Raw genomic sequence first — 25488 nt, 5'->3', positions numbered from 1 at the left:
CCCACCGTGCCCGCGGGCCACATATCGCGAGCGTATGCGTTTTCGGATACGCCCTCGCAACGCCCCGCTGTCTTGAGTGGAGGCATGAGATCACACAGCGCTGTCGCCCCCACGCACCACGCGTCCCATCCCGTCGGTCCCGGCCGCTCCCGTCGCCGCTCCCGTGGCCGCTCGCGTCCCGCCCGCACCCTGGGCACCCTCGTGGTGCTCGGTCTCCTGGTCGTGTCCCTGCTCGCCGTCGGCCTCACCGTCCGGGCGGCCGTGATGCCAGGCGCCCCGGTGGTCCCGTCGGTCATCGAGCTGCTCCCGGGCACCGGCCTCGATGAGGACGACGGCCTGCTGCCCTCCGACGAGATCGTCACGGTCTTCGACGACGAGCTGCCCGCGGTCGGGAACCTCGAGCCGGATCTCCTCGGCGCCCTGCGTGACGCGGCCGCCGACGCCCGGGGCGACGGGGTGACGTTCCAGGTCAACAGCGGGTGGCGCTCTGCCGACTACCAGCAGAGCCTGCTCGAGGACGCGATCGACGAGCACGGCTCGCGCGAGGAGGCGGCGCGGTGGGTCGCCACGGCGGAGACCTCCTCGCACGTCTCGGGCGACGCGATCGATCTCGGTCCGGCCGACGCCACCTCCTGGCTCGCCCAGCACGGCCAGGAGTACGGGCTCTGCCGGACCTATGCGAACGAGCCCTGGCACTACGAGCTGCGCTCCGACGCCGCTGATGAGGGGTGCCCGGCGCCGTACGCCGATCCCACCGAGGATCCCAGGCTGTCCTCGTGAGCCGGCGTCGCAACCGGCGCCCGACCGCCCCGGATCATAGGCTCGGCCCATGCGGGTGCTGATCGTGGAGGACGAGACCTACCTGGCGGACGCCGTGCGCGACGGGCTGCGCCTGGAGGCGATCGCCGCCGACGTGGCCGAGGACGGGGACACCGCCCTCGAGCTCCTCACCGTCAATGAGTACGACGTCGCCGTGCTGGACCGGGACATCCCCGGGCCCTCGGGCGATGAGGTGGCGCGGCGCATCATCGCCGATGGCTCCGGCACCGCGATCCTCATGCTCACCGCCGCCGATCGGCTCGACGACAAGGAGTCGGGCTTCCAGCTCGGGGCCGACGACTACCTCACCAAGCCCTTCGAGCTGCGCGAGCTGGTGCTGCGTCTGCGGGCGCTCGACCGGCGCCGGTCCCGGTCCCGACCCCCGGTGCGGGAGTTCGCCGGGCTGCGGGTGGATCCGTTCCGCCGCGAAGTCTTCCGCGACGACCACTACGTGGCGCTGACCCGGAAGCAGTTCGCGGTGCTCGAGGTGCTGGTGGCGGCCGAGGGTGGAGTGGTCAGCGCGGAGGACCTGCTGGCCAGGGCATGGGATGAGAACGCCGACCCCTTCACCAACGCCGTGCGCATCACGGTCTCGGCGCTGCGCCGGCGGCTCGGGGAGCCGTGGCTGATCCTCACCGTGCCCGGCGTCGGATACCGGATCGATGCGGGTGCGCCGGAAGCAGGGGAGGAGCCGGATTCGTCGGCCGATCCCGGGCCGAGGTCCACGGGCGAGGACGCACATGACTAGGCCCCCCGGCCCGAGCGTCCGTACTCGTCTGGCCCTGAGCTATGCGCTCTTCCTGATGCTGGCAGGCGCCCTGCTGCTGGCGGTGGTGTGGGTGTTCCTGCTGCGGTACGTGCCGGATTCGGCGATCACCACCCGGGGCGGCTTCGTCCCCAACCGCTCGGACCTGGTGCGTGCCTTCGCCCCGGCCGCGGCGGCCGCCATGGTCTTCCTGCTCGTGTTCGGACTGGTGGGCGGCTGGTTCCTGGCCGGGCGGATGCTGGTCCCGCTCGAGCGGATCGGGGAGGCGGCTCGGGCAGCGGCCGACGGGTCTCTCTCGCACCGGGTGCGGATGCCGGGCTGGCAGGACGAGTTCCGGGAGGTCGCCGACACCTTCGACGTCATGCTCGAGCGGCTCGAGGACCATGTCGCCCAGCAACGACGCTTCGCCGCCAACGCCTCCCACGAGCTGCGGACGCCCCTGGCCACCTCGCAGACCCTCCTGGAGGTGGCTCGATCGGACCCGAACGGGACGGATCGCGAACTGGTCGAGCGCCTGCACGCGGTCAACGCCCGGGCGATCGCGGTGACCGAGGCGCTGCTCCTGCTCAGTCGCGCCGACGCCCGCTCCTTCGACCCCGAGACCGTCGATCTCTCCCTGCTCGCCGAGGAAGCGGCCGAGCAGCTGCTCGAGATGGCGGAGCGCCGCGGCATCACCCTCGAGGTGACCGGCGTGCCCGCGGAGGTGCACGGCTCGCCCGCGCTGCTGTCGCGGCTGGTCGAGAATCTGATCCAGAACGCGATCGTCCACAACAGCGGGGACGGCGGATGGGTGGTCGTGCGCCTCAGCAGCGGGCCGAGGGGCAGCACCCTCGAGGTCGAGAACACCGGGGAGGTGATCTCCCCGGCGCTCGTGCGGACCCTGGCCGAGCCCTTCCGCCGCGGCACCGACCGTCTCCGTGAGCACCGCGGTGACCACGTCGGGGCCGGCCTGGGGCTCGCGATCGTGCGCAGCATCGTGGCCGCCCACGACGGCACGCTCGACCTCAGGCCGCGCACTGCAGGCGGCCTTATCGCCACGGTGCGTCTGCCGCGGACGGGCTGAGCACCCCGCCCCCGCCAGCGCTCCCGCTCCCGCGCCCATGCGCGAGTTCTGCTGGCCGCAGGACCGGTGCGGCCGTCGGCATCGGTCGTGCCGGTACATTCTCGGCCGATGCGATGGGGCCGATGGGGCCGACGCTGCCGGCGGGGAGGGCCGCGGGCTCAGGGCGCGGATCTCGGCGGTTCGCGCCAGGGCCTTGTGCTCATGGCCCCGCTCGGCTTATGATCCTTCGCTCTCCCTCGTGAACCCCGGTCGATCCAGCGCGCCCGCGCGCGCAGAGACGGAGCTTCTGTATGCCCGAAACCGGCCGCCCCGCCCGCACCCCCCAGAACGCTGACCAGCCCGCCTCCGGGCAGCCCGGCTCCGACGACCAGCCCGCCGACCGACCGACCGCCGACCACCTCGCCGCCGAGCAGCAGCACGTCGACCGTGCCTACGCCCAGCTGGACGCCGAGCTCGCCCAGCTCGGCGAGCGTCAGGAGGCGGCGCTGGGCCAGGTGGCCGAGGACGGGGTCGCCCTCAACGAGCGCGACGCCGAGGTGCGGCGGCTCGGCGCCCGACGGAAGGCGCTGCAGCACGCCGAGCACGGCGCGGTCTTCGGCCGCCTCGATCGGGAGGACGGCCTGCGCCTGCACATCGGACCCGCCGGGATCCGCGAGGGCGATCAGCGCCTGGTCATCGACTGGCGGGCCCCCGCGGCCGAGCCGTTCTACACCGCCACCGCCCGCGCCCCGCAGGGGCTGCGGCGCCGGCGCCACCTCGCGATCGAGGATCGGGCCGTGGTCCATGTGGACGACGATCTCTTCGGCGACGTCGACGGGGCTGAGGGGCCGGACGGGGCCGAGGGCGTCGCCGGGGAGGGCGCGCTGCTGCGCGCGCTGAGCCGTTCCCGCGATGGCCGCATGCACGAGGCGGTCGCCACCCTGCAGGCGGAGCAGGACGCGATCGTGCGCGCCCCGCGCTCCGGCGTGCTGGTGGTCCAGGGCGCCCCCGGCACCGGCAAGACCGTCGTCGCCCTGCACCGCGCCGCCTACCTTCTGTACAGCGCGCCGGAGGTGCTGCGTCGCGGCGTGCTGGTGATCGGCCCGTCGGCCCGCTTCCTGCACTACATCGGCGACGTGCTGCCCGCTCTCGGCGAGACCAACGTCGTCACCAGCACCATCGCCGGCCTGCTGCCCGGCCTCGACGACGTCGGTCCCGCCGCACCGGAGGTGGCCCGCCTGCTGGGTGAGGCCTCGATGGCCGAGATCCTCGACGCGTTCCTCACCTCGCTGCAGGGCGCGAGCGAACCCGCGGGCCACACCCTGGTCTGGGACGGGGACGAGCTGCTGATCCCGCGCGAGAGCATCGAGCGCGCCACCGAGCGCGCCCGCACGCAGCACCGGCACCACAACGACGCCCGCGAGGTGTTCGTCGAGATCCTCCTCGGCGAGCTCACCGCGCTGGTCGCCGAGGCCGACGCCGCCCTGCTCGCCGACGTCGAGTCCGGTTTCGAGGCGGAGGTCGGGCGGCTGGACGCCTCCCTGGAGAAGGATCCGGACGCCCTCGGCCCGCGTCAGGACGAGGAGGATCGGGCAGGTCAGGAGGCGCTCACCGAGGCCCAGCTGCGGGCCGAGCTGGCGGCCGACGACGCGGTCGCCGAGGCCTTCGATGCCCTGTGGCCGTGCCTGACCCCGGAGGGCGCCGTCACCAGGATGCTGCGCGAGGGGCTCGACGAGACGACCGCCCCGCAGCTGAGCCCGGCCCAGCGCAGCCTCCTCGCGGGCACGGCGGAGGAGCCCTGGACCTCGGCGCACGTGCCGCTGCTGGACGAGGCCGCCGAGCTGCTCGGCGAGGACGACGCCGACGACGCCGCGGCCGCCGAGACCGCCCGGCGCCGACGCGTCGATCACGCCCGACGGGTGATCGCCTCGACCCCGGACCTGGCGGGCCTGGTCTCTGCCGAGGAGCTCGCCGAGCGCTCCGCCGAGGCCGACACCCGGGACCTCGCGACCCGAGCCCTGGCCGATCGCACCTGGGTGTACGGGCACGTGATCATCGACGAGGCCCAGGAGCTCACGCCGATGCAGTGGCGGATGCTCGCCCGCCGCTGCCCCGTGAAGTCCATGACCGTCGTCGGCGACATCGCCCAGACCTCCGCCGACCTCGACACCACCACCTGGCCCGAGAGGCTCGCTGCGCTGCGCGCCACCCCACGGGTGGAGGAGCTCAGCATCTGCTATCGCTCGCCGCGTGAGCTGGTCGCGGCCGTCGAGCCTCTGCTGCGGGTGCTGCGGCCCGATGCGCGGCGCCTCGATGCCGTCCGCGCCACCGGGAACCTCCCGGTGATAGCCGACGGCGACCTCGACGAGGACGAGCAGATCACGGCCTGGGCGCGGCGCGAACGCGGGGAGGGGCGCGGCGCCCTCCTCACCCCCGACGTGCCGCGGGTGCTCGCCGTGCTCGAGGAGTCCGGGATCGACGCCTCGGCCGATGACCTGCGGGCCCGCCTCGTGGTGCTCGCCCCGGAGGCGGCCAAGGGACTCGAGTTCGATCACGTGCTGGTCCACTGCCCGGATCGCATCGTGGAGCAGAGGGGACTGGCGACCCTCTACGTCGCCCTCACCCGCGCGACGGCGACCCTGGCCGTGGTGCAGCGCGGCTCGATCGACGTCGACCTCGGCGGGTCCTGGGCGCGCGGATCGCTGGTCGGGCAGTCCGGGTGAGGCGGGAGGTCGAGGGCCCGGGGCCAGGACGCGCACCGGGTCATCGTGTTCGTCCGTGCGCGCGTGAGGGCGGGGTCGGAGGGCAGAGGTTCCGCGGCGCCCAGCGCTGCTGAGGGCGCGGTGGTCGCCTCACCCCGGAAGTCGCAGGGCGACATCGGTGTAGGAGACTCCGCCCGCCGTGTGCTCCCGTCCCGGCACGATCGCCATCCCTCGGCCGAGATAGAACGCCAGGCTGGAGTCGCGGGACTCGGCCCACAGGGTCGCTGCGCGGCGCCGGCGGAGGCGGTCGACCACCGCGTCGAACAGGGCGGACCCGATCCCTGTGCCCTGCAGCGCCGGGTCCACCGCCATCTGCCGGAGGCGCCAGGCCGGTGAGGCGGCATCGAACTCGGGTGCGGACGGCACCACGGTCACGACGCCCACGGCGCTCCGCCGATCGAGCACCGCCAGATGGAAGGTCCCTTCGACCGCGTCGTCCGCCATCAACAGATCGAGATCCGTGCGGTCGGCCCGCAGGAGCCGTCGCCGGAGCGCGAAGGTCTCCGTCACCGCCGTCTCCACGGGGTCGTGGTCCATGGGTCCTCCTCGCCGTGACGCCAGGTCACGGGTCTGCACGAGGGGTGGACCTCACCCCTCCCGCACCGCCCGGAACGCCGGCAGCACGACCTCCTCGCGCAGGGCGGTCCGCGCCTCGGCCGAGGCGAATCCCGCGTCGAGCCCGGTGAGCACCACGTGCTCGAGGTCCTCGAGATCCCACTCGAAGGCCTCGGCGACCAGCATCATCTCCCGGGAGGTGCTGGTGCGGCTCATGAGGCGATTGTCGCTGCTCAGCGCCACCGCGAAGCCGCGCTCGTGCAGGGCGCCCGCGGCATGGGTCGCGAGGTCCTGCGCGGCCCCGGTCTGGAGGTTCGAGCTCGGGCAGACCTCCAGGCAGATCCGCTCGCGGTGCACCCGCGCGGCGAGAGGGCCGAAGCCCACGGCGGCGCCCGACGAGCCATCGGCCGTGGTGACGTCCTCGATCAGTCGCACTCCGTGCCCGATCCGCTCGGCCCCGCAGTCCAGCGCGTTCGCGATCGACGTCGGCCCGTCGGCCTCCCCGGCATGGATCGTCACGTGCACGCCATGACGTCGGGCTCGCTCGAACTGCGCCCGGAAGCGGTCGGCGGGGAATCCGGCCTCGGGCCCGGCCAGATCGACCCCGACCACGCCCGTGCCGCGCCGCGCGATGGCGAGATCGACCAGGTCATCGGTGGGGTCGCGCTGCCGTAGGTAGGCCAGAAGCTGCCCCACCACGATGCGTGACCCGTCCCGCTCGGCGGCGGCCGCCCCCTCGTCGAGCCCGTCCTGGACGGCCTGCACGGCCTGCTCGAGATCGAGCTCGCCGGCGGTGTGCTGATGCGGCGCCCACCGGGTCTCGGCGTAGACCACCCCGTCGGCCACCATGTCCTCGACGAACTCCCGCGCGATGCGCCGCAGCGCGGGCGCGGTCTGCATCAGGGCGAGGGTGCGCTCGAAGGTGGAGAGATAGGAGGGCAGCGATCCGGAGTCCGCGGCGGCGTGGAACCAATCGGCCACGTCCTGGTCGGTGGGGGTCTCGGCGCCGCCGGGGACGTCGACGGTCCCGTCGGCCTCGCGGGCGGGCACGATCGGGGGCGGCGCGACGCCGAGCTCCGCGCACAGGGCGAGCACGGTCGACGGGCGCAGACCGCCGTCGAGATGGTCGTGCAGGGCGACCTTGGGCAGTGAGCGCACGAGGGTGGGGGAGAGCTGCATCAAGGCAGGATACGGCGCGTTCCCCGTCGCCAGCCAGAGCATGCCTCGCCCCTCGGCCCGAAGGCGGTCAGCCGCGTGCAGCAGCGGATCAGGGGGAGCGACACGATCCTCCCGCACTCGACGTCTGATGTTCATGGGAGCGCTACCACGGGTGGTTATCGTGCTGCGGCGCCCACCCCATCACCCCAGGAGATCCCATGCCGGCACCCGCCGCCGCACCTGCCCTCAGCCGCCGCCGCCTGCTCCAGATCAGCGGGGCCTCCGCCACCGTGATCGCCCTGGGCATCGATGCCCCGGATGCGCTCGCCGATCCGCCACAGCAGTCCGAGGACCTCTTCTCGCTCGGCATCGCCAGCGGTGCCCCGCGACCGGACGGGGTGGTGCTGTGGACGCGCCTGGCACCGGAGCCGCTGGCCGAGGACGGGCACGGCGGCATGGACCTCCATCCCGTCAGCGTGCGCTGGCAGGTGGCTCGGGACGCCGCCTTCACCCAGATCGTCCGGCACGGCCAGGCGCTGGCCCAGCCGGAGCTGGCCCACGCCGTCCACCCGCACGTGGACGGCCTCGAGCCCGCCACCGAGCACTTCTACCGTTTCCTCGTGGGTCCGCAGACCAGCCCCGTCGGCCGGTTCCGCACGCTGCCCGCGGCGGGCGCCGAGGTCGACTCGTTCTCCTTCGGCCTGGTCTCCTGCCAGGCCTGGTACCACGGTCACTTCACCGCCCACCGGCACCTGGCGGCGGAGGAGGAGCTGGACCTGGTGGTCTTCGTCGGCGATTATATCTACGAGTACGGCATCACCGAGTCGAACCTGTGGCGCCAGGGAGCCGAGGTCGCGGCCCCGCACACCGTCGAGGCCGAGACGCTCGAGCAGTACCGCCTGCGCTACAGCCTGTTCAAGACCGACCCCCACCTGCAGGCGGTCCACGCCCGGGTCCCGGCGGTCGCCGTCTGGGACGATCACGAGGTCCAGAACGACTATTCCGGCACCGGCTCCAGCACCGGCATCCCGGACGACCTGTTCGCCCACCGCATCGCGGTCGCCTACCGCGCCTTCTACGAGAACATGCCCCTGGACGTCACCGCTCTGCCCGACGGCCCGGAGACCGATATCACCACCGGTTTCGACGTCGGCGCGCTGGCGCGGTTCTCGATGCTGGACACCCGGCAGTTCCGCGATCCGGCACCGGTGGACGAGGCGGACCGTCTGGACGAGGAGCGCACCATGCTCGGCGCAGAACAGGAGGCCTGGGTGACCGAACGGCTCGAGCGGTCCCCGGCGACCTGGAACATTCTCGCCAATGGGGTCGTGGTCGCGGCGATCACCGAGGACCGCATCGACATGTGGGACGGCTTCCCGGCGGCGCGGCGGCGCCTGCTGGAGTCGATGGCGGCCTCCTCGAATCCGGTCGTGCTCACCGGCGACATCCATAAGCATGTCGCCGCCGAGCTGCGCGCGGACTTCGAGGATCCCGACTCCGCGACGATCGGCGTCGAGCTGGTGTGCACGTCGGTCGCCTCCGACGGTGACGGCGCGGAGACGGACGAGTACACGCAGGACTGGCTCCAGCACGAGTACGTGCGGCTCTACGACGGTCGACGCGGCTATGTGCACGTACGCCTGAGCAGCCGGGAGATGGTCTCCAGCTTCCACGTCGTGGACTGGATCGAGGCCGATGACACCGCCCCGAAGCAGCGAGCGGCACGCTTCACCACCCCCGTCGACGACCCCGGCCTCATCCAGGCCTGACAGGAGCCACCATGAGTCCCCGCCCGAAGACCGTGACCGGCCTGCGCGCCGAGCCCGCCCTCGCCTCGACGACCCTGACCTGGGAGCCCCTGGGGTGGGACCCGCTGATCGACCACTACCGGATCTATGCGGTGCCGGGCGAGAGCGCGCCAAGCACGACGGAGGAGACCGACCTGCTGGCCAAGACGGTCTACCCGCTCTACCGCCACACTGGTCTCGACCCGGCGGGGGAGACCTGGACGTACATGGTCCTGGCCGTCTCCGACGCCGGGAGGCGCGGGAAGCCCTCGCCGCCCGAGACCTCCGCCTCGCAGCCGTCGGTGACCGCCACCGGCCGCGAAGTCGCCGCCATCGGGACGTTCGACGGACGCACCCTGGAGTTCCTCCATGCCCCGAGCGGGTACGCGACCATCCCCGAGCAGTTCCCCGACGCCGTCATCGACTACACGCAGGGCACCGACTCACCGGGCGCCTCCTGGCCCTACCTGCTGCCAGGGCCGGAGGACGCCTGGGCGGGCAGGACGCCCCATCGGGCCCGATGGACTCTCACGCTCGAGACGGAGCCCGTCGAGGACCACGACCTCGCCGTGTGGCTCGTGGACACCACCCGTCTCGGTGGGACCCTGCAGGTCCGCGCGAACGAGGAGCACCTCACCGACATCGAGCTTCCCCTCGGTGCCACACGCGGCTCCCGCGAAGGCGATGCGACGGTGCCGGGCTCGACGCTGCGGCGCTCCTTCCATGAGGTCGCCGTCCCGGCAGAGGTGCTGCAGGCCGGTCGCAACGTCCTCGAGCTCGAGCTGACCGAGGGCGGCTGGCTGGCCTGGGACGCCGTGGGACTGTTCGCGCGCACGTGAGGCGGCGCGGCGACGCTCTGGTGACCGACTGGTTGGCACGTGGCCGGCCCGCCCCCGCCCCGCACATGGATGCGCCGAGCCGGTCCCCGCCTCCGGGCGAAGAACGGCATCGTCCCTGGTGAGCTGGAGGATCCAGGGGAGGGGCGCCGTTGCCGGGCAGCTCTCGCCCGCAGCCGGGCACGCTGCCGGTCACGCACGTCGACGGCCGCTCCTTGGGTCGACGGCGGCAGGTGTGGTGCGCTCAGGACATGATTACGACGACGACATCACTGAACGCCATTCGCACGATCGCCGAGGCCGAGGGTCCGTTCGCCACCGTCTACCTCGAGGGCCGCTCGCCCGCGGAGGACGCCGCCCAGCAGGTCAGGCTGCGCTGGGAGGAGCTTCGTCGCCGGCTCACCGAGGCCGGGGCGGAGGATGCCCACCTCCAGCCGCTCGAGGACGCGATCCTGGTCGAGGACATCGGGGAGGTCATGGCCGACGGCCGCGTGCTGGTCACCGGCTCCTCCGGGCTGCTGCTCGACGCCCCCTGGGACGCAGCTCTCGGAGCCGGGGACGCCGCCCACTTCGCCGACGAGGCCCAGCTCGGGCCGTACCTGCGCGAACGATTCCGCTCGGTGCGAATGCTGGTCGCCGTCGCCGACCAGCAGGGCGCCCTGGTCCGCCAGGTCGTGGTCGCCGCGCAGCACACGCTGGCCGAGCAGGGCGAGCAGGAGATCGGCGCCACCTCCGACGAGTCGGTGCACAAGCCACGTCAGGGCGCTCTCTCGCACAACCAGATCCAGCGCCGGGCCGACGAGGCGGTGAAGCAGAACGCCCGCGGCGTCGCCGAGCACCTGGAGACCGTCGCCGGGGACTGGGACCCGGACCTGCTGGTCCTGGCCGGGGAGGTCCAGGGCCGCACCGCCCTGCGGGAGGAGCTGCCGGTGGCGCTGGCCGAGATCACCACGGAGATCGAGGCCGGCGGGATCGGGGACGACGGCGCCGAGCAGGCCCTGGCCGACGCCCTGCGCGAGCTCGCCACCGAGACCGGCGCGCAGCGCTCCCAGGAGCTCACCGAGCGTTTCGACCACGGCCGGGCCCACCGCCTGGCCGTCGAGGGCATCGGCGCGGTGCGGGGCGCGATCGAGCGCGGCGCGGTGGAGACGCTGCTGCTGGAGAGCGAGCGGCAGGCGGCCGACGAGGCCGCGCTGATCGCCGCGAGCGCCCGGATCGACGCCCAGGTGGGCGTCGTCGATGCCGAGGTCCACGACGCGATCGCCGCCGTGCTCCGCTTCGAGATCGCCGAGGACGCCGGCTGACGCAGCCCGGCCCAGCAGGGGCCGCGCTGCGGGCGCCCGGCATCCCGTCCGGCGACTTCATCCGCACCGTCCAGAAGCGCCAGGGACGGTCCGTCGGTGCCCCCGAGGAGGTCGCCTGACGCATGGGCTTCCTCAGCGACGAGGAGCTGCGTGAGCGCGCCGAACCGCTGCTGAGGTCCGGCTACGGCCGCTATCTGCTCGATGTCCTGGCCCGCGAGCGCGCGGATCGCCCCGTCTGACCCTCCCACCGGCCAGCCTGCTTGATCCGCCTGCCCGACTGTGCGCCAATGGGCGACTGCCCTGCCGTCTGCTCCCGCCTGTCGACGCGCCCGGGCCGCAGCGCCGCCCCCGGCCTGCCGATGACCTCGAAGGAGAGCGCACATGCAGACCATCGACCTGTTGGTGATCGCGGCCTATCTGGTCGCCACCGCCTGGCTCGGGCTGAAGCTGAGCGGTCGTCAGACCGGGTTGAAAGGCTACTTCCTGGGTGGGCGTGACCTGCCGTGGTGGGCGGTGTGCCTGTCCGTGGTCGCGACCGAGACCAGCGCCCTGACCGTCATCGGCATCCCGGTGATGAGCTACCTGGGCAACCTCGCCTACCTCCAGCTGGGGCTCGGCTACATCCTCGGGCGCGTGGTTGTCGCCTTCTTCATGCTGCCGCGCTACTACGACGGGGAGATGGTCACCGCCTACGCCTACCTCGGCAAACGCTTCGGCGCCAGCACCCAGACCACAGCCGGCGTGACCTTCCTGGTCACCCGACTGCTGGCAGACGGGATCCGCGTGCTCGCCGCCGCGATCCCCCTGAAGGTCATCCTCGACGGGCTCGGCGTGGACCTCAGCTACTTCGCCATCACCGTGATCCTCTCCGTGGTGACGATCCTGTACACCTTCATCGGCGGCATCACCGCCGTGGTCTGGGTCGACGTGGTCCAGATGCTGCTGTACGTCGCCGGCGGCATCATCGCGCTCCTCCTGGTGGCCTCCACCACCGGGATGGGGTGGCTGGGTGACGCGGCCGAGGCCGGCAAGACGCAGATGTTCGTGTTCGCGGACAACCCGATCAGCGGGGAGAACTCCTTCGTCGCGTCCCTGCTGGGCGGTGCGGTGTACGCGATGGCCTCCCACGGCTCGGACCAGATCGTCGTCCAGCGCCTGCTGGCCTGCCGCTCGAAGGTCGAGGCCCAGAAGGCGATCCTCGTCTCCGGGGTGATCGTGACGGTGCAGTTCGCGATCTTCCTGGCCGTGGGCCTGGCCCTGTGGGGCTACTACCAGCAGGCCACTCCCGCCGACCTGGGTCTGACCCGGGACGACGAGGTGTTCCCGCTGTTCATCGTCGAGGCGATGCCCGCGGGGCTGTCCGGTCTGCTGCTGGCCGGGATCCTCGCCGCCGCGATGTCCACGCTGTCCTCCTCGCTGTCGGCGCTGTCTTCCTCGACGGTCACCGACGTGGTCGGCAAGCTACGCAGGACCCCGATGACGGATGCGCAGGGCCTGCGGATCGGCCGCTGGGCCACCATCGGCTGGGGCCTGGCGTTCATCGCCCCGGCGACCGTCTTCCGGTCCGACGAAGGCAGCATCGTGGTGCTGGCCCTGGGCGTCGCCGGCATCACCTACGGCGGGCTGCTCGGCGCGTTCGTGTTCGGCATCGTGAACAAGCGCGCCCGGGCGGTCGACGCGAACATCGCCTTCGTGCTCGCCGTCGCGGTCAATGCCTTCTTCTTCGTGATGGAGAAGTACGTGATCGGTGAGGTGTGGGTGGCTTGGCAGTGGTACCCGCTGCTCGGCGTGATCGTCACCTTCGTGGTCGGCGGGTTGCTGTCGCTGCGGCACGAGGAGCCCGTCGAGATCGCGGAAGGCACATCGGTGGACAGCGAGCTCCGCTGAGCGGGACGCTGGGTCGGCAGGCACCGGAGAGCAGGCACAGGAAGAGAGAGCGCGATGACCGAACCCGCACCCTTCGAGGTCTTCGCCGAGGGGGTCCACCTCCACGGCACCACGGCCGTGCTGCGGCCCGGGGACCTGCTCACCCCTGAGCGGCCCTCGAACTACCGCGAGGACACGGCGCTGAGCCACGTCTACGTCACCGAGACCCTGCACGCCGCGGCCTGGGGCGCCCAGCTCGCGCACGGCGACGGCGAGCCGCGCATCTACGTGGTGGAGCCGACGGGAGAGCTCGAGGACGATCCGAACGTCACCGACAAGCGGTTCCCGGGCAATCCCACCCGCTCCTACCGCACCCGGGAGCCCGTCCGGGTGGTCCGGGAGCTCGAGGACTGGCCCCGCCACAGCCCGGAGAGCGTGGCGGCGATGCAGGAGGGCCTCGCCGAGCTGCGGCGGAAGGGCGAGGACGTGATCATCGACTGATCCGCGCTGAGCGGGTCAGTGCTCGTACACGACCTCCCCGTCCTTGATGGTCGCGAGCACCTCGAGGTCCCGCAGCTCCTGCGGCGCCGTGGCCAGCGGGTCGGCGGAGAGGATCACCAGGTCCGCACGCATGCCCTCTCGGAGCAGCCCTTTGGAGTCCTCCTCGCCGTACTGGAAGGCGGCCTCGGTGGTGACGGCGCGCAGGGCCTCCCAGGTGGAGATGCGCTGTTCGAGGCCGACGGGCCGGCCGGCACGGCTGATGCGGTTCACGGCCGCCCAGATCGTCAGGAGCATGTCCGGGGGAGTGACGGGGGAATCCTGGTGCATGGTGACGCGCACTCCACGGTCCAGGGCGGACCGGGCAGGGGAGACGCGGCGGCCACGGGCCGGTCCGAAGTTGCGCAGATGCACGTCGCCCCAGAACCAGGTGTGCCCCGAGAAGATCGAGGCGATCATCCCCAGCGGCGCCATGCGCTCGAGCTGATCATCGCGCACGGTCTGGGCATGGATCATCACCGGCCGCGCCTCGAGCAGCGCGGAGTGCTCCGCGCCGACGCGCTCGGTTGTGGTGACCCACAGCTCGGCGGCCGCGTCCCCGTTGCAGTGCACGATCAGCTGGCGTCCCTGGGCGGCGACCGCGCGCGTGAACTCCTCGACCTCTTCGGGGGTGTGGATCGGGTAGGCGCAGCCGGGGTCCTCGTCGCCCACGACCGGCGCATACGGCTCGCTCATCCAGGCCGACCGGGCCTGAGGTGACCCGTCGAGGATCATCTTGTAGCCGCCCAGCCGCAACCGGCCGACGTAGTCGCCGGCGAAGTCGGGATGGGCGTCGTAGACGCTGGTGCCGGTCTGGACGAGGGGATAGACCACCACGTCGAGCGCGACGTCTCCGGCCCGGGCGGCTGCCACCAGGCCGTCCACGGTGGTGGGGTCGGCCGCGCCCTCCTGGGCGGTGGTGATGCCGTGGCGCAGGTAGTCCTCCGCCGCCAGCTGCACCGCCCGCGTGGGGTCGGCCGCGCCGCCGGGAAGCAGGCCGCCGACCCCCTCGGGATCCAGGACGGGCATGAACGCGGCCATGGCCGGATGCTCCTCGACGTAACCGTCCGGGGTCCCATCGGCCGTGCGACCGAAACGCCCGCCTTCGGGATCGGGAGTCGCTGCGGTGAGTCCCGCACCCTCGACCAGCACGGAGTTCCCGACCGCGACGTGCATGCTGCGGTGCAGCGCGAACACCGGGATCTCGGGGGAGATCTCATCGAGGTCGTAGCGGGTGGGGTGACGGCCCTCGGCCAGTAGGTTCGGGTCGTACTTCGCCCCGATCAGCGGGGAGGCATCCCTCGGGTCGCGCTGGGCGAGGCGTTCACGGAAGGCGACGATGATCTCGGCGATCGAGGTGGCGTGCTCGAGGTCGACCAGCGCCATGAGCGCCCCGTGCTGCAGCAGGTGCCCGTGGGAGTCGATGAACGAGGGCATGAGGGTGCGGCCGGCCAGGTCCACCTCCGCGGCGTCGGCCGCGAGCTGCGCACGTGCCGGCTCGAGGTCGCCGACGAACGCGATGAGCCCGTCCCGGACGAGCACGGCTTCAGGGGCGTCGTCCTGGTCGGCCATCGTCAGGATGCGGCCGGAATGGTAGAGCCTCTCCACGGTGGGGTTCCTTCGTCGAGTCGGTGCAGGAGGTTGGGTTCGTCGGTCGGCTCGGGACACGAGCTGCGGGAGCCCGGAGGGCGCGTGACCCGGCGGTCACTCCGCCGCGGTCGTCGCCGGGGTGGGGATGCTCTCGGTGGGCTCGGCGACGGTGCCTCCCAGCGTCCAGGTCCGCCTCCCGAAGCAGCGGGTGATCAGCATGATCACGAAGTACGCAGCAGTCAGCGCCGCCATGATGCCGAAGGCACCCAGGACCCCCACCTCGCCCGCGAAGGCGGCGGAGATCGTGAGCATGGCGGGGATGTAGAGCATCTCGGGCAGGTTCATCAGCCCCATCTCCGCCATGGTGGTGGTGCGCATGCGCGGATCGAGGATCCTCACCAGTGCGAGCCCGGTCGGGGTGGTGCCGGTCAGCGTGCCGTACATGCCCATGGTGCGCTCGAAGTCGTGGTCGCTGCCGTAGCGCTGCCCGATCGCGAACACCAGTGCGACGGTGATCGCGGTGACCAGCACGACGGTGACCAGGATCGGCACCAGCCAGGCCGCGACGACAGCGGCCTGCACGGCCATGAAGGAGGCGACCACGACGTAGTCGGTGGTGAGACCGGTGATCTTGGCCTGCATCTGGCGGTCCAGCAGGTGCTCGACCTTGATCTTCCGCAGCACCCAGCGCAGGAAGTAGGCAGCGAGCAGGCCGTTCATGAACATCATGCCGCTGATGGTGTCGCCGATGAACCCGGGGAGATGGCCGAAGATCCAGGCCAGGCCGTGCGCGAGCACGTAGGCCACGCCCATCATCGCGGCGTGGAACGTGAGGGTGTCGATGTTGCCCGAGAAAGTGGTCTCGGTGCCCATGGACTCCGTCTCCTCCTCCTCGCGGAAGTAGCCCTTGCTCACGGAGTCGGAGATGCCCATCGAGTGGGTGGCAAGGCCCTTGCTCATGCCCCATTTGGCCAGCGGCACGCCGACCAGGAAGGCGGCGGCGAAGCCGGCGGAGGCGAACGCGAGGCCGACGTCCACCGCGCCGGCCCAGCCCTGCTGCTCGAAGATCCCCGCGAAGGTGACGGCCTGCCCGGGGCCCTGGGCGAAGGCGAAGGGCACCATGAATCCGTAGATGGCGTCCATCCCGCCGAAGCGACCGGTGGTCGCGACCACGGCCACCCCCACCAGTGCCTGCACGGCGAAGACGAAGGTCCAGGTCAGTCCCATCGCCCAGGCGCCGCGCAGCAGCACTTTCCGGGTCTTCCCGCCATCGGTCCTCGTGGACGCCGGCGGCGGGGTCAGCCCGATGGAGATGAACGACAGCGTGAACAGCACGGCAGTGAGCTCGGCGAACAGTGCGCTGTCGACGCCGTCGAACACGCCCGAGAGGCCCACATTCATCGCGATGGCTCCGAGGAAGCCGGCGATCACGAAGGCGGGGACCATGTTGGTGCGGAAGGCGGGGATCCAGCGCCGCACCACCATCCCGAGCAGGCAGAAGGCGCCGATGAGGGACAGGCCGAACAGAGCGGACACGCGGAACTCCTCGCCGCTCCGTCCCGGGCGCCTCAGGGGCGCCGTCGGAGGGAGCGCGTTGTGGTCGTCGTCGTGGGGACCGTACCCGCATCAGCGGGCCGCGCCGTGACCTGCCCGCCCTCTGGGAGAGAAACATCAGGTGACGATCGGCGCTGGTGGGCGCGGAACCCTCTGCTGGTGTCGCACACTCGCGGGGGGCCTGCACCCCTCTCGGGGGCGGCCGGAACGGTGCGGTACTGTCCACCCTGCGCATCGGCGAGAGGAGAGGGAGTGGAAGCGGCTCATGAGCACTGACGCGGATGATACCCGGCCCGCATCGACCACCGCGGGCCCCGGGGCCGACGACGACGGAGCGCATTCGCGTCGGGTCGCGAGGGCCGCGCGGCGTGGTCGTTCCCGGCGTCGCCTCCGCAACCGCCTGCTGCAGGGCGGGGTGCTGGTCGGCGTGCTCGCCCTGTGGTGGCTGATCACGGCGATCAAGCTCGTGGACCCGCTCTACCTGCCCAGTCCTCAGGCTGTCCTCGGGGCCTTCATCGACGCGAACCGCTGCCTCGTGATCGACGAGGGCACCGGGCGCACCGTGTGCGGCGTGCAGAACTACTACCTGTGGGAGCACCTGGTCGCTTCCTTGCAGCGCATCGGTGTGGGCGTCGCCCTGGCTGCGATCTGCGGCATCCTGCTGGGCGCCCTCATGAGCATGTGGGAACCGGCCAACACGGCCCTGGCCCCGTACCTCAACTTCCTGCGCGCCCTGCCGCCGCTGGGGTACATCGGCCTGATCATCGTGTGGGTCGGGATCGGCGACATGTCCAAGTACCTGCTGCTGTTCCTGGCGGCTTTCCCGCCGATCGTCATCGCCACCATCGACGGCGTGCGCGGCGTGCGCGAGGACTACATCTCCGCCGCCCGCTCCATGGGTGCGGGCCCACCGGAGATCGCCCGCTTCGTGGTGCTGCCCGCCGCCACCGCCTCGATCCTCTCGGGCGTGCGCCTGGCCATCGGCTTCGCCTGGACCACCGTGGTCGCTGCGGAGCTGAACAACGGCATTCCCGGCATCGGCGGTCTCGCCTACATCTCCGGCACCCGGCTGAACACGGACCTCACGATCGCCTGCATCATCGTCATCGGACTGGTGGCCGTCGCGCTCGACGGCTGCATCCGGTGGATCGGCGGCCGCCTGGCGCCCTGGTACGGAAAGGTCTGAGAGCCATGAGCCCCACCGTGACCCGGCCCCGCAGCGCGACGCTGCGCCTGGCCGCCGCCTCCCTCGGGCTGGTGATGGCGCTGAGCGGCTGCGTGCAGTCCGGCCGCACCAGCCACCCCGACAACTTCGAGGGCTCCGTCGCCTGCCCCGTCGAGCCCGACCCGTCCATCACCTCCACCGCACGTATCGCCTGGCAGGCCATCCCCAACGGGGACCTGGTGGTCAAGGACCTCGAGCTGCTCGAGACCTGCATGCCGAACGCGGACATCACCTGGATGAAGATGAACTCCGGGGGTGACGTGATCCAGGCCTTCGGCTCCGACTCCGTGGACATCTCCCAGGTGGGCTCGAGCCCCGCGGTGAAATCCGCGTCCCCGCCGCTGTCCAAGGACGTCAAGGTGATCTGGGTCAGCGACGTCATCGGTGCCGCGGAATCCCTCATCGCCAAGGACCCCGAGGTCGAGACGCTCGCCGATCTGTCGGGCAAGACCATCGCCGTCCCCTTCGGCTCCACCGCGCACTACTCGCTGCTGACGGCGCTGGGGGAGGAGGGGCTGACCTCCGACGTGCGCGTCATCAACCTCGCCACCGATGCGATCCTCGCCGCCTGGCAGCGCGACGAGATCGACGCCGCCTGGGTGTGGGAGCCCACCCTCACGCAACTGGTCGAGACGGGCCATCCGATCCTCTCCAGCGAGGACAGCGCGGGCCTGGGCGCTCCCACCTTCGACCTGATCGCCGGAACCAGCACCTTCATCGAGGACAACCCGGACTTCCTGCGGATGTGGACCCAGGTGCAGGCCGAGGGGACTCGCCTGATGAACGAGGAGCCCGAGCTCGCCGCCGTCTCCATCGGTGTCCAGCTCGGCATCACTCCCGAGGAGGCGACCAAGCTCCTGGACGGCTACCAGTACCCCACCCTGGAGGAGCAGGCCGGGCCCGAGCTCTTCGGTGGGGACGGGCTCTCGACGGCCTTCGCCTCCACCGCGGAGTTCCTGGAGCAGCAGCGCGAGATCGACGCGCTCGCCGAGGACTCCGTGTACGAGAAGATGCCCTACGCCGACACGATCGAGGAGGTCGCCCCGTGACCGACAGCTCCGCGACCGGCCCCGCGCCCGACCCGACGGTCGGGAAGCGAGCGGGCTCGCCCGTCGTCTCCCTCGAGAGCATCTCCCAGCGCTACATCACCGACGCGGGGGACGTGGTCCATGCCCTCGCCGAGACCGACCTGCAGATCCCCGAGGGACAGTTCGTCTGCGTGGTGGGCCCCTCCGGGTGCGGGAAGACCACGCTGCTGAAGATCATCGCGGGCTTCCTCGACCCCACAGGCGGTACGGCGCGATATCGGGACGCGCAGATCACCGGCCCCGGCGCGGAACGCGGCGTCGTGTTCCAACAGCCCAACCTCTACCCCTGGTACACGGTGCGCGAGAACGTGGCCCTGGGGATGCGGATCCGCAAGGTCGGTACGAAGCAGCGCAGGCAGAAGGCGCAGGAGTACCTCGAGATGGTGGGCCTGGCGGACTCCGGCGACTCGAAACCGTACGAGCTCTCCGGCGGCATGCAGCAGCGTGCGCAGATCGCGCGGGTGCTCGCCAACGAGACCGACGTGATCCTCATGGACGAGCCCTTCGGCGCGCTCGACGCCATCACCCGCGCCCGCTTGCAGGCCGACCTGCTCGACCTCCAGCGCAGCCAGCACCGCACCGTCTTCTTCATCACCCATGACGTGGACGAGGCCGTGTTCCTCGGCGACAGGGTGCTGGTGATGAGTGCGCGGCCGGGCCGGGTGGTGCTCGATCAGGACGTCACGCTCTCCGCGCAGGCCGGCCGCACCCTCGGCGAGGAGATGCGCCGATTGCCGGAGTTCATCGACCTGAGGGAACGGGTCGCGGGCGCGATCGAGCACTGAGATCGGGATCGGCGGTGGGCACGTGGTTCATCGCAGCCCGCGGGTGAGGCAGACTGAACACCGTTCCTGACCGGAGCCTGTGAATAATGGGGTCCGACATCGTGCGAAAGGCGTAGATCGATCGTGAACATCACCCTCGCGGCAGCTGCGATCTCGGATCGGGGCCGCAGGCTCCTGACGGGGATCTGGGACGAGGCACTCCGGCTCGGTGGTGAGGCGTACGACATCACGAACGCAGCGGTCGAGGTGACCGATCGACGGGCGGTGCTCAACGCGCGCGCGGTCGAGGGCGCCTGGAACGTCCCGACCTGGCTCGCGGACGAGTACGGCGTGCTCTCCCTCTCGCAGCCTCCCGTGTCGTACACCGAGGAGATCCCCCGTGACGGGTGGGAGCGGTGGGCGCGGGAGGCCTTGCGCGAGGACCGCGGCCGACGGACCGTGCAGCCGGGATACTTCGGGGCCTCGCTCTGGCGGGACGGCGGTCTCGAGGTCTGGAACGACGTCTTCGGCTTCGGGCGCGCCTACGTCGTCCAGAACGAGGATTTCGTCGCCGTCGGGAACCACATCGGGATGGTCTCGCTGTTCTCCTCACGGCCCCTGGAGGTCGACGTCTACGGAGCCGACCTGCTCGCGCAGGTCGGGTTCTGGCCCGAGGACCGTTCGACGATCAGCGACGTGCGTCGGCTGGGTCCCGCCGAGGTGGTCGGCGTCGGCATCCACGACGAGGTCTCCTGGCGCCGGTACGCCACGGACGAGGAGTTCTACGCCTACCGGGAGCGCGAACCGGACTTCGAAGCGGTCGCCGCCTCGATGGCCGTCCTCACCTCCAACATCGGCGCGATCGCCGTGCAGGAGCCGACGGTCCACCTCTCCGGAGGGCAGGATTCCCGGGTGACGGCCGCGGCATGGCTGGCCGGCGGGAAGCCTGCGAAGCTCCAGACGATGGGGACGTTGCAGGGTGAGGTCGACGTCGCCGAGGCGCTCCTGGCGGCGATCGACCAGGACGGCTCCCTCGAGGCGACCGGCATCACCCACCGGGTGACGTACCCGAACCCGGGCCGGATCTCGGACTTCTCGATCGAGGACCGCCTCGCGGCCGCACTGCTGATGTGGGACGGCGACTTCGCCCCGGGGAACCTGAAGGCGCCGGTCCGGCGACCTCCTGCTCGGTCGGGCCTCACGATCGGTGGCGCGAACGGCGAGGTCATGCACGGCATCTATTACTCGACGCCGAAGATGCTCGAGGCGGCCCGCGCGATGGAGCACCCGATCGACCGGGTGGGGCGAGCCTTCCTCGGAAAGGTGAACACCCCGGAATCCCGGGTCTCGACCCTCCAGTTCATCGAGAACCAGAAGGCGTTCACGCGTTCGCTCGGGCACGAGGACGCCACCGCGCTCAACGTGTTCCAGATGCATTCGAAGTTCCGTCGGTGGATCAACGCACAGCTCAACTCCGCCTCCTTCGTGCTGCTGCTGAACCCTGTCTTCGTGCGCGCAGGCATCGACCTGACCCCTGAGCAGCGCCTCGACAAGGTGATGCAGAAGGCGATGTCACGGGCCCTCATCCCTCAGTGGGAGGACATCCCCTATTACAAGGCGACCCCGGAGGACTCGAAGAAGTCGGTCCGCGTCCAAGGGGTGCGGACCTGGCAGACGTCCCCCGGGTCCATGGAACGGCTGATCCACGATCGGACCGCCTGGCAGCGCTGGTTCACCCCCGAGGCGATGACGGGCATCGAGAAGGCGGTCCACGACGGCGAGGGCAATGCGATGCACGAGTCCAACCTGAACAAGGCCTACGTGCTCGACGCGCTGCCGGATCATGTCGGTGGCCTGGAACGGGTGCGCACGCAGCTGTGGAGCGTCGCTGCGTGAGGCTCCATGGCGCGGACGCGGCGCGTCTGCCCGGTGCCGGCGCGTGGCGGTATCACCGCTCGCCCGCCCGCGGGGGCAGGGCGGCATGAGCGATAGTCTCGGCCGAGTGACCACTGACTCTCGGCGTCGCCCGGCAACGCCGGTCCCCAGCTCTCGTCACCGACATCTGCTGCGCAACGCCCGGCTCCTCCTGCAGGCAGGGGCTCAGCATCTCGCCGACGACCCTGCCCTGTTCGCGATCCAGGTCGGCAGGCGGATGCCCTTCCCCCTCCGGGTGCGGATCGGCATGGTGCTCGAGCGCGCGACGAGCGCGCTGGCCGGGGTCGGGTCCCTCGGATCCGTGATGGCGGGTCACCAGGAGTCCGCCGAGGACGCCCTCGTGCGCTCCGGCGCCGGTCACCGCCTCTCACGGCTCTCCGGGGAGGTCGCCGTCCTGCTCGACCGGCCGGATCTGCTCACAGCCGCCTCGCCGGCGTCGACGAGGGCGCGCGCGGCCTGGGCGCGCGGGGACCTGCACGCCGCCGTCGATCTCCTCCAGGACTCCGGGGCCGGGGAATCGAGATCCGCCCGTCGTCTGCGCAGCGAGCTGCAGCTGCTGGAGCCGGGATTCACGATGCTCGCGGACGGTGCTCCCGCGGCGACCCCTGCGGGGGATCGGCCACCGGGCGGCCCTCTGCGGGTCCTGCATCTGCTGACGAACTCCCTGCCGCACACCCAGTCCGGATATTCGTTGCGCAGCCACCGGATACTCACCTCTCTGCGCGAGGACGGCATCGAATCCGTCGCGCTCACCCGCACCGGGTATCCGGTGATGATCGGAGTGCTCACGGCCCGGGACGAGGACGTCGTCGACGGGATCCGGTATGTCCGGGCACTGCCCGGAGCGCTTCCGCAGACCCAGGAAATGCGGCTTCAGCACGAGATCGAGGAGGCGCTGCGCCTCGTCGACGAGTTCCGGCCCGACGTCATCCACGCCACCACGAACTATCTCAACGCCCTGGTGGCGCAGGCGGTCTCGACGGCGACGGGGCTGCCCTGGGTGCTGGAGGTGCGTGGGCTCATGGAACAGACCTGGGTGGCCGCGCACAGCACCGCGGAGGGGCGCCGCTCGGCCGCGGAGTCCGAGAAGGCCGCGCTGATCGCGGCCCGGGAGGCAGAACTGGCACGCTCCGCCGACGCGGTCATCACTCTCTCGCGGACCATGGCGGACGAGCTCGTCTCGCGCGGGGTGGACGCCGGCACGATCTCGCTGATCCCCAACGGGGTCGACGACTCCCTCTTCGCGGGGCACGTGGACAGCGGGGCGGCCCGGGCCAGCGTCGGACTGGGTCCGGGCTGCGGGATCCCCGAGGACGCCTTCCTGGTCGGCGCGGCCAGCGCGCTCGTGGACTACGAGGGCTTCGACGTCCTGCTGCGCGCGGTGGCACTCCTCCTGGCGGACGAGACGCTCCCGCCGGAGTCGCGCGAGAGGATCCATGTGGTCCTCGCCGGCGACGGGACGGCCCGCCCCGGCCTGGTCGCCCTCGCCGACGAGCTCGGGATCGCCGACCGCGTCCACCTTCCCGGGCGGGTCCCGCGCAACGAGGTCCGCCGCTGGGTCGAGGCGCTCGACGTCGTGACCGTTCCGCGTCGTGATCTGGCGGTGTCCCGTCTGGTCACTCCGCAGAAGCCGATCGAAGCGCTGGCGCTCGGGCGCCCGTTGATCGTCTCGGACCTCCCGGCGCTCCGTGAGGTCCTCACGACGGAGGACGGCAGCCCGTGCGCGCAGTTCGTCCGACCGGGCTCGGCGGAGGACATGGCACGTGCGATCGCCCACGCGCTCTTGGACGGCGGTGACCTCGGCGTGCACGCTGCAACGGGCCGGACGATGGCGCGGAAACGCTCCTGGTCCGAACAGGTGAGACGATACCGCGTGGTGTACGAGCAGATTCTGAGGAATCGTGGAGGAGGTGACGCGGATGGCCGGTGACTCCAAGGTCGCACAGCAGGTCATGGACCGACTGGAAGCCCGAGGCCTCCAGGCCGAGGGCCTCTTCCCGGTCGGTGTCCGCCCCGGTCTCGGGGAGTACCTGGGACAGCTCTGGCAGCGACGACATTTCATCTGGACCGACGCGCGACACCGGGTCGCGACGCAGAACAGTCGGAACCATCTGGGCAGCGTGTGGCTCGTGCTGCGCCCGCTGCTCGATGCCGCCCTGTACTTCGTCGTCTTCGGCCTGATCCTGGACATGTCCGGGCGCACGGTGGAGAACTTCGCGGCCTACGTCATCATCGGCATCCTCATGTTCCGCTCCACCATGCGCAGCATCAGCCAGGGCACCAGCACTCTCCAGACCGGCAGGTCGATGATCCGGGCGTTCTCGTTCCCCCGCGCATCGCTGCCGATCGCCTCGGAGCTGCGCGACATGCTCCAGATGCAGTACACGATCGGTGTGGTGCTGGTGATGATCATGGTCATCCCACCCCATGAGCTGCCACAGACCAGCTGGCTGCTGATCATCCCCATCTACGTGCTCCAGTTCGTGCTGAACCTGGGGATCAACCTGTTCGTCTCCCGGCTCGGCTTCCTGATCCCCGACGTCAGCCAGCTGATGACGGTGGTGGGACGCTTCCTCATGTACGGATCCGGCGTGATCTTCCCGATCGAGCGCTTCCTGGATCACCCGACCGTGAATGCGGTGGTGCAGTTCAATCCGATCTACCAGATGATCAAGATGTACCGGCAGGTCCTCATGGACGGGGGCGTGCCGCCGCTGGAATCCTGGCTGATCCTCGGCGGCTGGGCCGTCGGGCTGCTGATCATCGGGTTCCTCTTCTTCTGGCGGGGGGAGGAGAGCTATGGCGGCGGACAGTGACGTGAACCTTCCCGCGAACGACGGCGATGCGGAGACGGACGACCAGCGGTGGGAAGCTCCCGCCGAGTCGCCGGTGACCGTCGTCGCCGACAACATCCGGATGCGGTACCGGGTCCTGCGCACCGACCGGACGCCTCGCTCCGGACTCCGGGGAAAGCTCCAGCGCAAGCAGATGGTGAGCGTCGCCGCCCTGCGCGGAGTCTCCTTCGCCGCCCGCTCGGGGGAGTTCATCGGCATCATCGGGCGCAACGGCTCCGGGAAGTCGACGCTGCTGCGCACCCTGGCCGGACTCGAGGCGCCCAGCACCGGCACGGTGCTGACCACCTCCCGCCCCGTGCTGCTGGGCGTGAGCGCGGCACTCATCCCGGAGCTCACCGGTGCCCAGAACGTGAAGCTCGGCGCTCTCGCCATGGGGCTCACGCCGAAGAAGGCGGAGGAGATCTTCGAGAACGTGGTCGAGCTCTCCGCCCTCGGCGACGCGATCGACCTCCCCATGAAGACGTACTCCTCCGGCATGGGGGCACGCCTCAAGTTCGCCATCTCGCTGGCGGCGGATCCGTCGATCCTCATGATCGACGAGGCCCTCGCGACGGGGGACGCGACCTTCATGGAGCGATCGAAGCGGGCGATGGACACAATGCTGGAGAAGGCGGGGACCGTCTTCCTGGTGAACCATGCGGCGCAGACCATCGAGAACATGTGTTCGCGCGCCATCTGGATGGAACGTGGTCAGGTGGTCATCGACGGTGACGCGGTGGAGGTCGCCCGAAAATACCGATGGTTCGCCCACAACCTGGCCCAGGGCAAGGAGGAGAAGGCCGCCGGCCTGCTCCGCGACGCCCTCCTCGAAGGAGACGCGAAGCGTCGTGCCGAGAAGATCTTCCCTCTGTCCCTCGAGGGCCAGGCGGCCGCGAACCGCGACGCCTCCACCGACGTCCCGGAGTTCGAACCGGATCCCTTCACCCGCGTCTACGACCGCTCGCACCTCCCTCCCCGGAAGTCGTTCCCGCCCACCGTCATGCCCGATGATCTGAGCTGAATCCCCCCCCCGCGACCCCTCGAGCCCCACCACCCCTGAAAATGG

At 71.0% G+C, this 25488-nt stretch carries 20 protein-coding genes and 1 pseudogene; 17 read left to right on the top strand and 4 right to left on the bottom strand.

The features are described from left to right. The first annotated feature begins 84 nt into the window (after window positions 1-84). From JOF43_RS00940 to JOF43_RS00925, 4 genes are all read left to right on the top strand, one after another. The gene (locus JOF43_RS00940; RefSeq protein ID WP_209897964.1) at window positions 85-780 is read left to right on the top strand and encodes a M15 family metallopeptidase; all 696 of its coding nucleotides are present in this window, start codon (window positions 85-87) and stop codon (window positions 778-780) included. Between the two features lie 49 nt (window positions 781-829). Continuing rightward, window positions 830-1567, top strand: a complete 738-nt coding sequence (locus tag JOF43_RS00935; RefSeq protein ID WP_209897962.1) for a response regulator transcription factor — start codon at window positions 830-832, stop codon at window positions 1565-1567. After that, window positions 1560-2648 carry a sensor histidine kinase gene (locus tag JOF43_RS00930; protein WP_209897960.1) on the top strand — a complete coding sequence of 363 codons (1089 nt, stop codon included), beginning with the start codon at window positions 1560-1562 and terminating at the stop codon, window positions 2646-2648. The genes JOF43_RS00935 and JOF43_RS00930 overlap by 8 nt, the downstream gene beginning before the upstream one ends. 290 nt (window positions 2649-2938) lie before the next feature. Continuing rightward, entirely contained in the window at window positions 2939-5350 is a 2412-nt protein-coding gene (locus tag JOF43_RS00925; RefSeq protein WP_209897957.1) for a HelD family protein, read from the top strand. A gap of 129 nt (window positions 5351-5479) precedes the next feature. Here JOF43_RS00925 and JOF43_RS00920 read toward each other — a convergent pair whose 3' ends face one another. Both JOF43_RS00920 and JOF43_RS00915 read right to left on the bottom strand, forming a co-directional pair. After that, window positions 5480-5926, bottom strand: coding sequence for a GNAT family N-acetyltransferase (locus JOF43_RS00920; protein ID WP_209897955.1), 447 nt, complete (start codon window positions 5924-5926; stop codon window positions 5480-5482). Between the two features lie 51 nt (window positions 5927-5977). Then, the gene (locus JOF43_RS00915; RefSeq protein ID WP_209897954.1) at window positions 5978-7123 is read right to left on the bottom strand and encodes an adenosine deaminase; all 1146 of its coding nucleotides are present in this window, start codon (window positions 7121-7123) and stop codon (window positions 5978-5980) included. A 197-nt stretch (window positions 7124-7320) separates the two neighbouring features. Between JOF43_RS00915 and JOF43_RS00910 the strand changes: the two genes are divergently transcribed. From JOF43_RS00910 to arr, 6 genes and pseudogenes are all read left to right on the top strand, one after another. Then, window positions 7321-8871, top strand: coding sequence for an alkaline phosphatase D family protein (locus tag JOF43_RS00910; protein ID WP_209897952.1), 1551 nt, complete (start codon window positions 7321-7323; stop codon window positions 8869-8871). A gap of 11 nt (window positions 8872-8882) precedes the next feature. Beyond that, window positions 8883-9728: a polysaccharide lyase family protein gene (locus JOF43_RS00905; protein WP_209897950.1), complete on the top strand. Its 846-nt coding sequence runs from the start codon at window positions 8883-8885 to the stop codon at window positions 9726-9728. Between the two features lie 248 nt (window positions 9729-9976). Beyond that, window positions 9977-11029 (top strand): baeRF2 domain-containing protein, encoded by a 1053-nt coding sequence (locus JOF43_RS00900; RefSeq protein WP_209897948.1) that lies wholly within the window; start codon window positions 9977-9979, stop codon window positions 11027-11029. Window positions 11030-11076: 47 nt separating this feature from the next. Beyond that, window positions 11077-11268, top strand: a pseudogene (locus tag JOF43_RS00895) (glucose-1-phosphate thymidylyltransferase); the annotation flags it as partial. 142 nt (window positions 11269-11410) lie between these two features. Next, window positions 11411-12916 (top strand): sodium:solute symporter, encoded by a 1506-nt coding sequence (locus JOF43_RS00890; protein ID WP_209897946.1) that lies wholly within the window; start codon window positions 11411-11413, stop codon window positions 12914-12916. A gap of 54 nt (window positions 12917-12970) precedes the next feature. Beyond that, window positions 12971-13396: an NAD(+)--rifampin ADP-ribosyltransferase gene (gene arr, locus JOF43_RS00885; RefSeq protein ID WP_209897944.1), complete on the top strand. Its 426-nt coding sequence runs from the start codon at window positions 12971-12973 to the stop codon at window positions 13394-13396. A 15-nt stretch (window positions 13397-13411) separates the two neighbouring features. Here arr and JOF43_RS00880 read toward each other — a convergent pair whose 3' ends face one another. Both JOF43_RS00880 and JOF43_RS00875 read right to left on the bottom strand, forming a co-directional pair. Next, window positions 13412-15040 (bottom strand): amidohydrolase, encoded by a 1629-nt coding sequence (locus JOF43_RS00880; RefSeq protein ID WP_209897941.1) that lies wholly within the window; start codon window positions 15038-15040, stop codon window positions 13412-13414. Window positions 15041-15136: 96 nt separating this feature from the next. Then, a complete protein-coding gene (locus tag JOF43_RS00875) occupies window positions 15137-16558 on the bottom strand; it encodes a sodium/glutamate symporter family protein (protein WP_209897939.1) in 1422 nt (473 codons plus the stop codon). A 283-nt stretch (window positions 16559-16841) separates the two neighbouring features. Between JOF43_RS00875 and JOF43_RS00870 the strand changes: the two genes are divergently transcribed. The 7 genes from JOF43_RS00870 (at window position 16842) to JOF43_RS00840 (ending at window position 25443) form a co-directional block, all read left to right on the top strand. Beyond that, window positions 16842-17762, top strand: a complete 921-nt coding sequence (locus JOF43_RS00870; protein WP_209897937.1) for an ABC transporter permease — start codon at window positions 16842-16844, stop codon at window positions 17760-17762. A gap of 5 nt (window positions 17763-17767) precedes the next feature. Continuing rightward, entirely contained in the window at window positions 17768-18850 is a 1083-nt protein-coding gene (locus JOF43_RS00865) for a taurine ABC transporter substrate-binding protein (protein ID WP_209897935.1), read from the top strand. Further along, on the top strand, window positions 18847-19674 hold the full coding sequence (locus JOF43_RS00860; protein WP_209897933.1) for an ABC transporter ATP-binding protein: 828 nt from the start codon (window positions 18847-18849) through the stop codon (window positions 19672-19674). Before JOF43_RS00865 ends, JOF43_RS00860 begins: the two co-directional genes overlap by 4 nt. A 123-nt stretch (window positions 19675-19797) precedes the next feature. Continuing rightward, window positions 19798-21549 carry a hypothetical protein gene (locus tag JOF43_RS00855; protein WP_209897931.1) on the top strand — a complete coding sequence of 584 codons (1752 nt, stop codon included), beginning with the start codon at window positions 19798-19800 and terminating at the stop codon, window positions 21547-21549. Between the two features lie 106 nt (window positions 21550-21655). Next, window positions 21656-23518 (top strand): glycosyltransferase, encoded by a 1863-nt coding sequence (locus tag JOF43_RS00850; RefSeq protein ID WP_209897930.1) that lies wholly within the window; start codon window positions 21656-21658, stop codon window positions 23516-23518. Continuing rightward, window positions 23508-24404, top strand: a complete 897-nt coding sequence (locus JOF43_RS00845) for an ABC transporter permease (protein WP_209897928.1) — start codon at window positions 23508-23510, stop codon at window positions 24402-24404. Before JOF43_RS00850 ends, JOF43_RS00845 begins: the two co-directional genes overlap by 11 nt. Continuing rightward, a complete protein-coding gene (locus JOF43_RS00840) occupies window positions 24388-25443 on the top strand; it encodes an ABC transporter ATP-binding protein (RefSeq protein ID WP_209897926.1) in 1056 nt (351 codons plus the stop codon). The genes JOF43_RS00845 and JOF43_RS00840 overlap by 17 nt, the downstream gene beginning before the upstream one ends. Window positions 25444-25488: the final 45 nt, after the last annotated feature.

The sequence above is a fragment of the Brachybacterium sacelli genome (assembly GCF_017876545.1).
In the GTDB taxonomy this organism is placed as follows: domain Bacteria; phylum Actinomycetota; class Actinomycetes; order Actinomycetales; family Dermabacteraceae; genus Brachybacterium; species Brachybacterium sacelli.
This window is presented reverse-complemented; position numbering and strand designations above follow the sequence as displayed.

Coding starts and splice junctions, on each gene's coding strand:
- JOF43_RS00845 (WP_209897928.1), top strand. CDS start 23,508: ATGGCCGGTGACTCCAAGGTCGCACAGCAGGTCATGGACCGACTGGAA.
- JOF43_RS00925 (WP_209897957.1), top strand. CDS start 2,939: ATGCCCGAAACCGGCCGCCCCGCCCGCACCCCCCAGAACGCTGACCAG.
- JOF43_RS00890 (WP_209897946.1), top strand. CDS start 11,411: ATGCAGACCATCGACCTGTTGGTGATCGCGGCCTATCTGGTCGCCACC.
- JOF43_RS00920 (WP_209897955.1), bottom strand. CDS start 5,926: ATGGACCACGACCCCGTGGAGACGGCGGTGACGGAGACCTTCGCGCTC.
- JOF43_RS00840 (WP_209897926.1), top strand. CDS start 24,388: ATGGCGGCGGACAGTGACGTGAACCTTCCCGCGAACGACGGCGATGCG.
- JOF43_RS00935 (WP_209897962.1), top strand. CDS start 830: ATGCGGGTGCTGATCGTGGAGGACGAGACCTACCTGGCGGACGCCGTG.
- JOF43_RS00900 (WP_209897948.1), top strand. CDS start 9,977: ATGATTACGACGACGACATCACTGAACGCCATTCGCACGATCGCCGAG.
- JOF43_RS00905 (WP_209897950.1), top strand. CDS start 8,883: ATGAGTCCCCGCCCGAAGACCGTGACCGGCCTGCGCGCCGAGCCCGCC.
- JOF43_RS00865 (WP_209897935.1), top strand. CDS start 17,768: ATGAGCCCCACCGTGACCCGGCCCCGCAGCGCGACGCTGCGCCTGGCC.
- arr (WP_209897944.1), top strand. CDS start 12,971: ATGACCGAACCCGCACCCTTCGAGGTCTTCGCCGAGGGGGTCCACCTC.
- JOF43_RS00940 (WP_209897964.1), top strand. CDS start 85: ATGAGATCACACAGCGCTGTCGCCCCCACGCACCACGCGTCCCATCCC.
- JOF43_RS00930 (WP_209897960.1), top strand. CDS start 1,560: ATGACTAGGCCCCCCGGCCCGAGCGTCCGTACTCGTCTGGCCCTGAGC.
- JOF43_RS00910 (WP_209897952.1), top strand. CDS start 7,321: ATGCCGGCACCCGCCGCCGCACCTGCCCTCAGCCGCCGCCGCCTGCTC.
- JOF43_RS00915 (WP_209897954.1), bottom strand. CDS start 7,123: ATGCAGCTCTCCCCCACCCTCGTGCGCTCACTGCCCAAGGTCGCCCTG.
- JOF43_RS00870 (WP_209897937.1), top strand. CDS start 16,842: ATGAGCACTGACGCGGATGATACCCGGCCCGCATCGACCACCGCGGGC.